This window comes from Chryseobacterium sp. UF-290 (assembly GCF_058245615.1).
Map to the genome: position 1 here is coordinate 108,535 of NZ_JBSICB010000001.1, position 14,250 is coordinate 122,784.

Annotated in this window: 11 protein-coding genes; 2 read left to right on the forward strand and 9 right to left on the reverse strand. The window is 38.7% G+C overall.

The annotated features are described in order from the left end of the window. The first annotated feature begins 43 nt into the window (after nucleotides 1-43). Nucleotides 44-991, forward strand: a complete 948-nt coding sequence (locus tag AC4IF5_RS00490) for a hypothetical protein (RefSeq protein WP_490730684.1) — start codon at nucleotides 44-46, stop codon at nucleotides 989-991. Nucleotides 992-1,131: 140 nt separating this feature from the next. Here AC4IF5_RS00490 and AC4IF5_RS00495 read toward each other — a convergent pair whose 3' ends face one another. The 8 genes from AC4IF5_RS00495 to secD all read right to left on the reverse strand — a co-directional run bounded on the left by AC4IF5_RS00495 (nucleotide 1,132) and on the right by secD (nucleotide 10,961). Then, entirely contained in the window at nucleotides 1,132-1,932 is an 801-nt protein-coding gene (locus tag AC4IF5_RS00495; protein ID WP_490730685.1) for an arylamine N-acetyltransferase family protein, read from the reverse strand. 10 nt (nucleotides 1,933-1,942) lie between these two features. After that, nucleotides 1,943-2,401 (reverse strand): DoxX family protein, encoded by a 459-nt coding sequence (locus tag AC4IF5_RS00500; protein WP_490730686.1) that lies wholly within the window; start codon nucleotides 2,399-2,401, stop codon nucleotides 1,943-1,945. Nucleotides 2,402-2,434: 33 nt separating this feature from the next. Beyond that, nucleotides 2,435-3,091 carry a hypothetical protein gene (locus AC4IF5_RS00505; RefSeq protein ID WP_490730687.1) on the reverse strand — a complete coding sequence of 219 codons (657 nt, stop codon included), beginning with the start codon at nucleotides 3,089-3,091 and terminating at the stop codon, nucleotides 2,435-2,437. A 70-nt stretch (nucleotides 3,092-3,161) separates the two neighbouring features. Then, nucleotides 3,162-4,064 (reverse strand): helix-turn-helix domain-containing protein, encoded by a 903-nt coding sequence (locus AC4IF5_RS00510; RefSeq protein ID WP_490730688.1) that lies wholly within the window; start codon nucleotides 4,062-4,064, stop codon nucleotides 3,162-3,164. A gap of 160 nt (nucleotides 4,065-4,224) precedes the next feature. After that, nucleotides 4,225-5,445: a TCR/Tet family MFS transporter gene (locus tag AC4IF5_RS00515; protein ID WP_490730689.1), complete on the reverse strand. Its 1,221-nt coding sequence runs from the start codon at nucleotides 5,443-5,445 to the stop codon at nucleotides 4,225-4,227. Between the two features lie 211 nt (nucleotides 5,446-5,656). Beyond that, complete coding sequence (locus AC4IF5_RS00520; protein WP_490730690.1) at nucleotides 5,657-6,922, reverse strand: DUF8696 domain-containing protein; 1,266 nt, start codon at nucleotides 6,920-6,922, stop codon at nucleotides 5,657-5,659. A gap of 87 nt (nucleotides 6,923-7,009) precedes the next feature. Then, nucleotides 7,010-7,582 carry a phage tail-like protein gene (locus AC4IF5_RS00525; protein ID WP_490730691.1) on the reverse strand — a complete coding sequence of 191 codons (573 nt, stop codon included), beginning with the start codon at nucleotides 7,580-7,582 and terminating at the stop codon, nucleotides 7,010-7,012. 484 nt (nucleotides 7,583-8,066) lie between these two features. Next, a complete protein-coding gene (secD, locus tag AC4IF5_RS00530; RefSeq protein ID WP_490730692.1) occupies nucleotides 8,067-10,961 on the reverse strand; it encodes a protein translocase subunit SecD in 2,895 nt (964 codons plus the stop codon). A 216-nt stretch (nucleotides 10,962-11,177) separates the two neighbouring features. Between secD and AC4IF5_RS00535 the strand changes: the two genes are divergently transcribed. Then, nucleotides 11,178-12,548 carry a PQQ-dependent sugar dehydrogenase gene (locus AC4IF5_RS00535; RefSeq protein WP_490730693.1) on the forward strand — a complete coding sequence of 457 codons (1,371 nt, stop codon included), beginning with the start codon at nucleotides 11,178-11,180 and terminating at the stop codon, nucleotides 12,546-12,548. A gap of 283 nt (nucleotides 12,549-12,831) precedes the next feature. Here the strand turns inward: AC4IF5_RS00535 and hemN are convergent, their stop codons facing one another. Then, nucleotides 12,832-14,190: an oxygen-independent coproporphyrinogen III oxidase gene (hemN, locus tag AC4IF5_RS00540; protein WP_490730694.1), complete on the reverse strand. Its 1,359-nt coding sequence runs from the start codon at nucleotides 14,188-14,190 to the stop codon at nucleotides 12,832-12,834. Nucleotides 14,191-14,250 lie beyond the last annotated feature (60 nt).

Sequence of the window (14,250 nt, forward strand, 5' to 3'; positions counted from 1 at the left end):
AATGATTATGTATATTTACAATACACAACCTAAAAGATTTAATATGAAAAAATTAGTAACTACTTTTAAAGTTTTTGCCGTACTGTCGGTATTGGCACTTAACAGCTGCCGTGATGAGAACAATGAAATTATCCAGCAGGAAACAGCCCAGGCTAGGGTAACCCTTGCAGATCTGAAAAAAGAGACGACTCCACTCTCTTCACAAATTGTTCCTGAAACGGTACAAGCGCAGCTGAATGAATCCGGAAAAAATCTTGAAACCTTTCTGAAAAGTGATCTGCAGATCGCAGAAGTAAGTGTAATCGGGAAAATCTCAACACAAAAAGGAATCGAACTTTCTCAAAACCTGATTTCTGATAGAGATCAGTTTATTGCATTGGGAAATATTATGGATCCATCTTCTGTAAAGATCGGAAAGATCGGTGATCTGTATACCGGAGAAGATCTGGTGACGGCCCAAACAGGACTGAAAGAAACCATTACAGAGGCAGTAAAGACCGGCACAAATGTAATGGAAGTAACATGGAACAGCAAAGACGGAAATTTCAAGACCCTATGCTTTTACAATGATTCAGGAATTATCTGGGATAACATCTTTGGCGGATTGGTCATGATGGATACAAGAGGAAACAGCGAAGCATCCAACGACCAGGCATCAAGAGCAGTTTCCAAATGGTACAAGCAATGGTGGACAGCCAACTGGCTTTGGGGATCTAAAAGAGGTGAGATCGGATACCAGATCACCATTTATTATTCAGGATCTACCGTTTCAAATGCTGATGTAAGCGACTGGGGCTCCATCAGTTTAGGAAAAGCGAAAAGTGAAAGCAAAATCCTTAAAAAAACAGGGGCATACGGACAGTGCAGATATGCATTGGGACTTTGTACTCCAACCGGTTCTTTAAGCTTTAATGCAAGCAAATTCTCCGTATCATTCTCCGGACTGGGAAGCAATATCGTAAGCAACGGAACCAAATCTCTTTATCCTTAATCTTCCTACAGATTTAATTTTTCAAATAACAAAGAGGTTGTCTCATTTTTGAGATAACCTCTTTCTTTTTTTGACCATTAGTACACTAATAAAAAGATCGTGTAATGGTTAAAACGGCAATCTTCAATCTGAACGATTGGTTAACTTTCTATTTTTTTCTCCAAAGCTTCGATTGCATTTTCCTTCAGTCCAAAAGTATTTTTAAGCATTTCAAACAGCTGTATATTATTTTCTATGGATATGGATTCTTTCATTCCTTCATTAGGCCGGATATTCAGCACATGACCACTATAAGTGTACCGGGCATTTTCATCGACTTTTGAAAGAACAAGATTTTTCCTGAAACCTGATTCCGGATGAGTAGACAGATACCAGTTGGCAATTTCCAGATCAGCCGGTTCCACCTGCTCTAAGGCAAAACGGTAAACCGGAAGCCATTTTTCCCGCCATGTCCAAAGCACATATCTTCCGTCTTTATGTGAAATCTTAAACAATCCATTAGGAGTTTGCTGCGGCTCTTTTTCATTCAGGATCAAAGGACATGTAAGAGTGACAGTTCCAAATCCACAGTCTGCAAGGTACTTTTGTCCTTCCAGATCAACAATAAGCAATAAATGGGTTCTGGCAGCGCTGCTGTTTTCATCTCTTCTCCATACAACCCTTCCCAATTGCAATTGAACACTGAAACCCCAGTATTTCAGCACTTCACTTAAAAGCAGATTTTGTTCGTAACAATATCCGCCTCTGCATTCAATAACAAGTTTCTGAAAAACATCATCTGCATCCAACGAAGGTACTGTTCCGGTGTAGGGATCAATATTTTCAAAAGGAATATACCGGGGATGAAGCTGATGAATTTTTTTCAATGCTTCCATACTCACTTCCCTAATTCCGGAATAATGAATTCTTTCTAAATATTTTTCTAATTTTGACTGATTCATATTCTAAATTTTATTTTTGTTCATTGTTTTTTCTGAATAACCACAAGTCTATTGACCATTTCCCGCCTCCTTCGAATAGTAAAGCCAGGGCAATTCCTATGGCCAGAATATCAAACTGACAGCCCTCTCCTTTCTGGGTACCCAACCAATTCATAAAAAAGCCGTTTTCAAAATGAGCAGTCAACATGATTCCGATCATCAATCCTATAAAAGACAAAGCCCATACCCTTGTCAACCATCCCAGTAATAACAAAAAGGAACCTGCAAACTCGACCAAAATTACGGTAAAAGCAATAACCAATGGCAGATGTAAATCTCCTGTGAGCAGATCCATCGTTCTCTTAAATCCCGTTCCGCCAAACCATCCCAGCGTTTTCTGAATTCCGTGTGGAATAAAAACGATACCTAAAGCCCATCGAAGTACTGTTCCCGTCCATGTATCTTTCGACTGAAAAATAAAATGTCTCATAATAAATGATACTTATAGTTTAAAAGATTGTATTTAATGGAACAGCCTGATGGCTGCAAACACTCCGTAGTTCTGCTTGCTTTCTTTAAATGGTCCATACTGATCGAAATTCGCTCCTAGTCCAAAAGTTACCGGTCCATAGCTGGCTCCCAGCCGGAGCATCAGATAGCTGCGGGCATGCTGTCCGTCATTTAAAGTTTCTGAATATAATGCCTGGACCCGTGAATATCCTTTCCAGTTTACGCTAATCGTTGGCTGATATTCCAGTAATGCAAAGCCTTCCGCAATACTATTCTTTGAAAATCCTATAAACCGGGGATTAACCACCAAAAGAAAATCATTAAAATGGAGAGAATATAAAAATCCTGCGGTAGGTCTCAGACCTGTTACCGGAGTATAATGCATACCGCCCAGTAAACGAAAGTTCTTAAAAATCTCATAAGTCAGATTAGCCTGAACCATTGCATCCTGAGAGTGATCTTCCGACCATTTTGAAGATATATTGGCAACACTGAGAAACCCCAGCCTTTTATTATTTTCAAATCCTTTATTGATCATCATCTGGGATGCAATCCCGTTATTTCCTGCCAATGCTTCAAACGATACAGGCGGATTTCCGGATGATGTACCGCTCTGAGAGAAAAATAACAAGGGCATCAACCCTACAATAAAAAATACTGTCCGTATCATATTCATGTCTTACTATTACATCTACAAAATTCTGAAATGCAATACAATAAGGTTAGAACATATACATCCATTAATAGGACAAATCAATCCCTTTCCGGTAATCTGAAGGACTCATCCCCGTATGTTTCTTGAAAAAACGGGAAAAATAAGAGATATCATCCATTCCAAGCGCCAAAGCCACTTCAGAAACAGTAAAACCGGGCAGTGATAATAAAGCTTTGGATTCCATCACGAGCGCTTCGCTGATGATTTCAGAGGCTGTTTTCCCAGTCGATTTCTTTATGATTTTATTCAGATGATTAGGAGAAATATGGAGCAGGTCTGCATATTCCTTTACAGAATGGATATTCTGAACCTGACTGGTTATCAGTTTCCGGAAACGTAATGCTACCGTTTCATTAACGGATAATACCTGTTTTGGCAGTTTTTCTATAAAATACCGGATCTCTCCCAATAAGGTAAACAGATAAAGCCTGATCAGCTCCGGATTATTCTGACTTTTATAAAGGCTTTCCACCTGGTGGAGAATAAGATCAATTCTTTTACTGTGCTCATCATCCAGGCAAAGTCTAGGGTCATTTCTGAGGTCTGTATCATTTAAAATATCCTGCAGATATTTCAGCCCGGGGCCATCTGCAATAAAATCATCGGAGAAATGACAATAAAATCCTTCCACATCGGGGGTATTACCAAGAAATGTCCGGATCTTATGGGGAGGTAACAGAATCACCATATTGGCCTGCACACCAAAAACATCTGAACACACCATTTTTTCAAGAGATCCTTTCCTGATAAAAACAAAATCATTTACTGTTTTACGATGAGGCAAAGAAGGAGTTATTGCATCTTTAAGGATGTGGAGCGGTTCTATAAAAAAATCGTTCAGATCTTTTTTCAACAGACTTCTCCCCGCCCAATCCAGGTGAAGGATTGGATTGAATTCTTCCGGTTTGTACTGAGGAATACGGCTCATATTTTACAAATTATCCCCCTAAAGGAATGGTAAGTAACTTTCATCACAATTTACGTAAATATTTAAGATTAAACAGCAAAAAATAAGGTTAAGAAATGAATTCATCTTAACCTTATCTATTTTTATCCTGAATATTTTTTCTTTTTAAGATACAGCCGTTTTAAATTTTTCTTTTTTTATGGAAAGCAGAATACGTAATGACTACACTAACGGCCATTAAAATAAATGCTAAAAAGAAGGGCGCCCCTGAAAACTCAAACGGAGCTTCATCATGGGTGAAAAAGTAAAAGAGGTTCGTCATCATCGGAGGTCCGATGATTGAAGTGGCACTCATCAGACTTGTCAACGCACCCTGAAGTTCTCCCTGTTCGTTGGAAGGAACACTTTTAGTAATGACAGACTGTAAGGCCGGACCACAAATTCCTCCTAAACAATAGGGAATTAAGAAAACAAACATCATCCAGCTTTCTGAAGCGAATGCAAACAACAGCATTCCTACGGCATACAGAGCCAGCCCATAATAAATACTTTTCTGTTCCCCAAGCCTTGGAGTTGTCCATCTGATCAGAAGTCCCTGCACCAGCCCAACCAACAATCCTACAACTCCCAATGAAATTCCTACCATTCTTTCCGTCCAGTCGAATTTATACATCGTGAAGAAGCTCCAGTTACTTTGTACAGCATGGCCTGCGATATAAATTAAAATTAAGGCAACGATCAACCCCGAAATTTCAGGATGCTTCCCTAAAAATTTAAATGAACCTACAGGATTGGCACGTTTCCAGTCGAATTCTCTTCTTTTATCTTTATCTAAACTTTCCGGAAGAATGAAATATCCGTAAAGGAAATTAAGCAGGCATAATCCTGCTGCTGCATAGAAAGGAACCCTGGCACCATAATGTCCGAGAACTCCTCCCAAAACCGGTCCTATAATAAACCCAAGACCAAATGCCGCTCCTATGAGTCCAAAATTTTTAGCCCTGTCTTCATCCGTAGAAATATCTGCAATATAAGCACTCGCAGTGGTGACACTTGCTCCGGTAATCCCTGCTATTACTCTTCCTAAGAACAGCCACCAGATCGTTGGAGCCAATGCCAGGAAAATATAATCTACGGCAAATCCGAAAAGGGAAATCAGGATAATAGGTCTGCGCCCATATTTATCACTCAGGTTTCCAACCATCGGAGAAAAGATAAACTGTGTAAACGCATAGGCAAATCCCAACCAGCCACCATATTTTGCAGCTTCACTGATATCTGCATGGATCAGTTCCTCAATCAGCTTCGGAACAACAGGAATGATGATCCCCCACCCTGTAATATCGATCAGTAAAGTGATAAATATAAAGCCTATGGCTGCTTTTTTCTTTGAATTTTCCATTATGGTGCAAAATTAATCAAATCTTAAAAATAATGATTCTAAATTTCATTCTATTAGAATAAGCATACTATTGAATAATAGCTCCCTGGTAAAAATCTTCTGTCCGGATCTTCTATCAAATAGAATCAAAAAAATAAATATCCAGCAATATAAAAAAACCTGTTTCAGAATGAGTTTGAAACAGGTTTTATTATATGCTTGGATTTATTGTCTAGTTGCTGTTAAGCTTAGTATAAATCATTCTGTTGGTTATGATACACTTGATGAGGCAATTTTGCTTGAAGGTTACTGTAACCACATTACTGTATTGGTAACCGGTAGTATTACCGTTGAGAACAGATCTCACTCCCCGACGATAATAAATGGTCTGTGTAACAGGAGGCGCATCATAAGTTGCAGAAGTTGCATTTGTAATATTTGTAAATGTAACATTATCCGTAGAACTCTGCCATTGGTATTCTACAGAGCCATTTACCTGTGCGGTAGCAGTCTGGCTGAATGCAGCCGGATCATTGCTGATATCCATACAAACCGTCTGGTCTGCGGCAATGGTTCCGGGATTATTAACAGCATTAACAAAAAGTCTTCCTATGTTCGATATTGTCTGAAATGAACAGGTATGAAAACTCGAGTTGGCCACTACCCTATATTGATTATTATGAAAATTGGCCGGAATGTTGTTAATATTGAGTGTTGAGCTGGTAACGTTGCTATAGTTGGCATTGTTTGACAGGTTTGTCCATGTACCTCCATTAAGCACCTGCCACTGATACGTAATATTATCCGGGATCTCGTCTGTATTGTTGATAACAGCCGTCATCGTTGTAGAGGCTCCCACGGAAACCGTTTTGTCTGAAGGCTGAGATTGGTATACCATCGGGCCAATATAATATTCTGAAAGAATATTATAAACCCTCATTTCATTAAAGGTAAAACCAATACCAAAATCAGAATAAGACAACCTAACTTCATCCCAAGCCGCAGTAGGCAATACTTTAATAATCTTTCTACTCTGGCTATCTCCAAAATCAAAGAAGAAGTGTCCACCCACTGAAGTTGAATACACCTCCGTACCATTATTGTAAAATTTAAAACTGGCGTCGTTGAAACTTGCATTAAAGTTAAATCCTTCTGAGGAAAAATCTATGTAAACAGGTTTATTGGCAGGGAAATCACTTCCTGTTGTTCCTACTCCTATATAAATAGGACATACACCAGCTCCAATACCGGGTTTCAGTGTTCCATATGAGTTCACATTTGTATCTGTCATATTGTTAGGATTGATAGCTACAGCACCAATCTTTGCACAGGGTGGCCATATAGAAATAATATTACTGTATTGGGTTGAAGTATTAGTATCCAATAACCTCCCGCAGCCACCCATTGGCAGGGAAACCATTTCCTGGGATATCATTCTGTTTGAAACAAAAAGACATAAGGCTATAAGAGCATAACGTAATATTGAATTTGTTTTCATCATTAATAATTTTAAGTAGTTAATTATACATGGAAGAATACTCATCCCAGAATAAGGATGATCACAATGACTCTATGTCACTTAAAATTATTTGATTACAAATACAATATTAACGAAAGAGCAGGCAGTAGCAGTTGTAGCTACGTCATAACGCAGTATTCCGCTTGCATTAATGCTTACATTCTTTAAAACATTGCCATCAAAATCAGTTACATAATAATACAGGTCCGAAGCATTCACAAAGAAAGGAATGGCTGCCGGAGCGCCTGTACTCGAAACTTTCGGGGTAGAAAACTGAGTCTTATACATTTGGTATAGATCTATAGTCCTTCCCGTACCGATAGTGGAAGTATCAATACTGATGGAGGGCATATAGAAGAACTTAACAATATTACCGCTGATCGGAACCCAGTTGGGACTGGAAGGTGTTCCAATATTCTGAGCCAATGCCTGTCTTGTAAGATCATAGACCAACAACCCGTTAGCCGGAGTTACTACTGTTGACAGATCGGAAATTCTGGGGATTAATACACCTTTATTGGTGCCGGTAACATCTAATGCAGAACTCTTGTCAGGATTTGGAGTGCCAATCCCCGCTTGTGCACTAATAAGACTGCCAGCACATAGTGCCGCAGCAACGAATAATTTTTCGAATTTCATTTTTGTTTTGTTTTTTTGTAAATATATAATAATTTACTACATAATCTCTTATTTTTCGGTTTTTTTTCCAATAAAATAAATATTTTAACAGAGCGTGTAAAAATTCTTTATTATTCGGCAATTGCACGAAATTTTTAATCTCCAAAATTTGATTTATTAAAAAATAATTCTACTTTTTGGCAATATTTAATAATTAATAACCTCCAAAAAAGGGAAGAAAAACGGAATTGAGGAAAAACCGGCAAAAAATGATGAATAATAAATAACGGCAATGAGCATTAGATGATGAATAAAAGTAGTCATAGAATGACATAAAGTTTCATTCATTTATAAAACCATGCGTAAACATCTGTGAGCATTTCACTGTCTACAGCTAATTCAGATATATAAGGGAAAGGATTCATTACCCTCAGATAAATATCCATAAAAAAAGAGACTGTCTCACTTTTGAGACAGCCTCTTTTACTTATTTATTGTAGTTCTATTACTTTGAAGCAAGTACTTCTTTATTGGAAGTGGTCTTTCCGTGCACACCATCTTCTTTTCCTTTTTTAAGGAAATCATAAGCAATTGCTGATGCAATAAAGATAGATGAGTACGTACCGAATCCAATACCGATCAACAAAGCAAACATAAATCCTCTAAGGTTATCACCACCGAAAATGAAAATCGCAAGGATTACCAGGATCGTGGTGAATGAGGTATTGAATGTTCTACCCAATGTACTTGAGATAGAGTCATCAAATAGACCCGCCAGTGTTAATGATTTCTTCTCTCTCAGATATTCCCGGATTCTGTCGAAGATAATTACTGTATCGTTGATTGAATACCCCAATACCGTAAGAATCGCAGCGATGAAATCCTGGTTGATCTCCATATTGAACGGCATATATTTGTGAAGCAACGAATAGGTCCCCAAAATAATAACCGCATCGTGGAATAGTGCCGCAACAGCACCTAAAGAGAACTGCCATTTTCTAAATCTGAATAGGATATAGATAAAGATACCACCCAATGCAGCTACTACCGCAAGAATACCATGCGTCTGAATGTCGTCTGCCACTGTAGGACCTACTTTTTCAGATGAAATGATCCCTGCATGATCTTTATCTGCAGATTTAAAATCATTCAATGTAATATTAGCAGGAAGATCTCCTTTTAATCCTTCATATAATTTTTCCTCAATAGTCTGGTCAGCTTTTAAAGACTCATCTTCGATCAGGTAATCTGTAGAAATTTTCAGCTGATTGGCATTTCCGAAAGTTTTAGCTTCTACAGAAGAGTTTTTCCCGTCTTCAGTTTTGAAAAGCTTAACTAATTTTTCTTCAACGTCATTGGCATTAACTGCTTTATCAAATCTTACAACATAGTTTCTACCTCCTGTGAAGTCAATACCATATTTGAATCCGTGAGTTACCATAGATATAATACAGATCACTGTAAGAACAGCAGAAACGATATATGCATATTTTCTCTTACCAATAAAGTCGATCCAGATATTTCTGAACAAGTTCTTTGTTGGAGGAGTCCATACAGAAAGGCTCTTACCTTTGTTCAGCCTGCTGAAGATCATTACTCTTGATAATAATACAGAAGTGAACAACGTCATGATAATACCGATCATTAACGTTAAAGCAAATCCTTTGATAGGTCCTGTTCCGAAGAAGAATAACACAATAGCAGTCAATAATGTCGTCAGGTGACCATCAATAATTGCACTTAAAGCGTGCTTGAACCCGTCTTTATAAGCTTCTAAGATACTCTTACCGGCAAATAATTCCTCTTTCGTTCTTTCATAGATAATTACGTTCGTATCTACCGCCATCGCCATCGTTAATACGATACCTGCGATACCAGGAAGGGTCAGCGTAAAGTCTCCGGAATCCATAATTCCGAAAATATAGAATAAGTTGATTACCATTGCAATTACAGCGTACACACCGGCACCACCATAATAGAAAATGATATAAACAATAATGATTAAGAATGCAATAGCAAATGAAATCATACCTGCGTTGATAGATTCCTGCCCCAGAGAAGGACCTACCTGAGTAGCCTGAACTACTTTCGCTCCGGCAGGTAATTTACCAGCTCCTAAAACATCTACCAATTCTTTGGCCTCTTCCTGAGAGAAGTTACCGGAGATTTGAGTTCTACCGTTAGGAATAGCATTTACAACGTTTGGTGCGGTATACACTCTGTTATCAAGCGTTACAGCCACAGGCTTCCCTACGTTCTTTTCAGTTAAAGTTTTCCATTCTTTCGCTCCTTTAGAATCCATCTGCATGTCTACCACTACTCTTCCAAGTTCATCGTAGCTGATGTTTGCAGTTTCTACTGCACCGTCAACCGGAGCTTTTTGATTGATGTTACCTCTGATCGCATACAATACCAGGTCGTCCGGGCTTGTCGCTTCAGGTTTGTAACCCCACATGAACTGTGTATATTTAATGTTAGCCGGACGTAAAGCCAAACCTACTTTGCTGTTCAGAATTTTGTTTACAGCAGCAGTATCAGATAATTTTACGTTGGCTACACCATTCGTTCTTAATTTGTCAAGCTGTAAAAGATTCATGAAGTTCACATTCTTTGCTACTCCCATAGAATCTCCTTTTGCAGCAACCATAGTTGTCAAAGTCTGGAAATAAGGTGCAATTTCATTAATCTGCTGTACTTCCCAGAATTGAAGTTTTGCAGAAGTCTGAAGCATTTTCTTCACTTTGTCGATGTCTTTCATACCAGGCATCTCTACAGAAATTCTTGCTGTTCCAGGCACTCTCTGAACGTTTGGCTGGATCGCTCCAAGCTTGTCAATTCTCGTTCTGATTACCTCGAAAGCTGTACCTACGGAAAGATCAATTCTTCTTTTAACAATACTTTTTACCTGCTCATCAGTAGTGTTGTACTTGATTTCAGACAGGTTGGTATTTCCGAAAAGTTCCGGATCAGCAAGCTTAAGGTTGGTTCCCTTTGCTTTGTTTACCGCATCGAACTGTTCGAAGAAGTTGTCGATGTAAGATTTTGTTGAGTTTTTCTGAGCTTCATCAGTATTGTTTAAAGCCTCAATAAGAACAGGATTGGTAGAATAATTTGTCAGATCATTCACCAGATCTCTCTGATTGATCTCCAATAGAACGTTGATCCCTCCCTTTAAGTCGAGACCAAGTTTCATTTCCTTGTCTTTAGCTTTCGAATAATAAAGCTTCGTATACCCAAGATTAAGAGTATCTTCCTTGATTCGTTTGATCTCTTTCTCGTTTCCTTTCGCAGCTTCAATCTGCGATTCAATTTTGCTGGCGTACCAGGTTGGTAATAGCTCGTTTAAGCAGATCAACCCCAGGACAATAGCAACAATTGTAATAAGTCCTTTTCCTTGCATTTTGTTATAACTACGTTAAATTAAGTCGGCAAATATAATGATTTTCTTGTATTTTATGAATTTTTAACAACAGAAATGGTTTATTTTCAGATATATTGGTATTCTGATTTCTATTTAAGATTTAACAATTTTTTCCTAGTATGATAATGAAGTCTTCAAAATTTGATTGGTATAAAATTTTCATTCTTATTTCAACACACTAAATATCAAAATATTATGAAAAAGCTACTTTTTACCATTAGTATTCTTTCTTCCTTAATTCTTAATTCTCAAAGCATTAATTTGGAGGAATTTGCCACCGGACTTACCAGCCCGGTCGAAATTACAAATGCCAATGACAGCCGTCTGTTTGTTGTACAGCAGGACGGTATCATTAAAATTGTCCAGCCCAACGGAACCATTAACACAACCAACTTTCTGAATATTTCTTCAAAGATTGTTTTCGGTGGTGAAAGAGGACTTCTGGGGCTTGCATTTCATCCGCAATATTCTACCAACGGGTATTTCTTTGTGTATTATAACAATCCGTCCGGAAATATCATTGTAGCAAGGTATACCGTCAGTTCTACAGATCCCAATGTAGCAGATCCCGCCTCTGAAAAAATCCTACTGAATATTCCCAAGCCTTTTGCAAATCATAATGGAGGAAGCATTCATTTTGCTCCTGATGGAAAACTCTGGATCATCACAGGCGATGGAGGAAGCGGCGGAGATCCGAACAATAATGCCCAGAATAAAAATTCTCTGCTGGGAAAAATGTTGAGAATAGACGTGGACGCTACCGGTCCTTATAATATTCCACCGGATAATCCTTTTGCAGGAGCCGGCGTGGATGGCGCAGATGAAATATGGGCCTATGGTCTCCGAAATGCCTGGAAATTTTCTTTTGACCTGACAACAGGAAGTGCCATGATCGCTGACGTGGGCCAGGGAGCCATAGAAGAGATCAACAAAATGCCCATTACCCAAGCCGGTCTAAATTACGGATGGCGTTGCTACGAAGGAAATGACCCCTACAATACCACAGGATGCCCGGCACAGTCTACGATGACTTTTCCAATTGCAGTTTATGATCATTCCGGAGGAAAGTGCTCCATCACCGGAGGATATGTCTACAGAGGAACCCAATATCCGGCTCTTCAGGGAAAATATTTTTTTGCAGACTATTGCTCCACCCAGATCGGAATATTGGATACCAGCAATACGATCACATGGACACCAGCCTACAGCGGAAATAATTTTTCCACGTTCGGGCAGGATTATCAAAAGGAACTGTACGTAGCAGCGGTAAACAGCGGAAAGATTTTTAAAATTACGACAGGAACCTTAGGTACACAGGACAATAATCAGCCAGGAAGCATAAAAATCTATCCTAATCCTGCTTCCAGAGAAATCTTCATTGACGGAATCAAGGATAAAAGAACGACAGCGGAGATCATCAGCGCGGACGGAAGGAAGGTTTTGGAAACAGACCAGATTATCAACGGCAGGAGCATTGATATTTCCGGGCTATCATCGGGAGTTTATTTTATCAATCTGAAATCAGGAGATTTGAAATCCTATAGCCAAAAATTAATTGTTAAATAAGATTGATATCAAGAAAATTCATCAATGAGTATATCCATACTTTTTAAACTTAAAAGGCAGCAAAGGTTTTTACAAATAATCCCTATGAGAGAGTTCGCAAGAGCGTTTCACTTAGCCAGGAAAAGTTCTATTTGCCGCACGAAGTGCCACTTCTGCAACATAAACTTTGCAGGCATTGCGTTTTAAAGTATGAAGAAAAAACATCACAAGACAAACCCTAAAAGAATCAACTAAGATTTTAAATTTAATAAAAAAGCGGTTCAAAATTTGAACCGCCTTTGTTTTATATCGTCATTGAGAAAATCCTCGTTTCAGGTTTATTTCTCATCATTCTGAGATCGAAAACCATGGCTACATTTCTTGTGAATGCTCTTCCCGCTTCTGTAATCTTTATTTCATTACCGCTGATCTCCACCAGACCGTCATTTTCCATCTCTTCCAGCATATCCAGCGCATTTTCAAGCTCAGGGAAAGAATTACGATCATTGAAAGTGGTTTCAAGCTGGCACATCAGATTCAGAATATGTCTTCTCACGATCAGGTCTTCCTCATTCAGCACATGTCCCTTTACTACAGGAATCCGGCCTTCTTCTACCATCTTCTGATATTCCTCCACTGTTTTTACATTCTGGGCAAAAGCATACCATGAGTCAGAGATCGCAGACATTCCAAGTCCTACCATCAGCTGGGTATTGCTGGAGGTGTATCCCATAAAGTTTCTGTGAAGCTTTTTATGGATCAAAGACTGATACAGGTCATCATGCTCAAGGGAAAAATGATCCATCCCTACCTCAATATACCCCAAATCCTGAAGCAGTTTTTTACCATCTTCATACAGACGGCGTTTTTCTTCACCACTTGGCAGGTCATTTTCATCAAATCCTCTCTGTCCCACACCTTTTACCCATGGAACGTGTGCATAAGAATAGAATGCCAGTCTGTCCGGCTTCAGTTCCATTGTTTTTCTGATGGTATGCTCCATCGCTTCCCAATTCTGATGTGGCAATCCGAAAACGAGATCATGACTGATCCCTCTGTAACCAATTTCTTTGGCCCACTCCGTTACCGCTTTTACATTCTCAAAAGGCTGAATTCTGTTGATTGCTTTTTGCACTTTAGGGTCATAATCCTGCACACCGAAACTTACCCTTCTGAAACCAAGATCATATAACGTTTGAAGATGCTCTTTTGTAGTATTGTTCGGATGTCCTTCAAAAGAAAATTCAGGATGTTCCGCGATATCTACTGTAGAAAAAATTCCTTCCAGCAATGTCCTTAAATTTTCAGGAGAGAAAAATGTGGGTGTACCGCCTCCTAAATGAAGTTCTTTCAGCTTAGGCCTTTCGTTGAACAATTCAAGGTAAAGCTTCCACTCTTTCAAAACACTTTCCAGATAAGGAATTTCAACGCTATGCTGTTTTGTAATTCTTTTGTGGCATGCGCAGAATGTACACAAAGCCTCACAGAAAGGCAAATGGATATAAATAGAAATCCCCTCCTCTGCATTAGTCTCATGAAAAGACATGATCACCGTCTCCTTCCATTTCTCCTGGGAAAATGTTGATTCATCCCAATATGGAACAGTAGGATAAGAGGTGTAACGAGGTCCGGGAATATTATACTTATCTATTAAAGAGTTCATTTGAAAATTAAAATTTTATAAGGTCATGAAATTTAACATAATCAAAATTTCATCCTACAA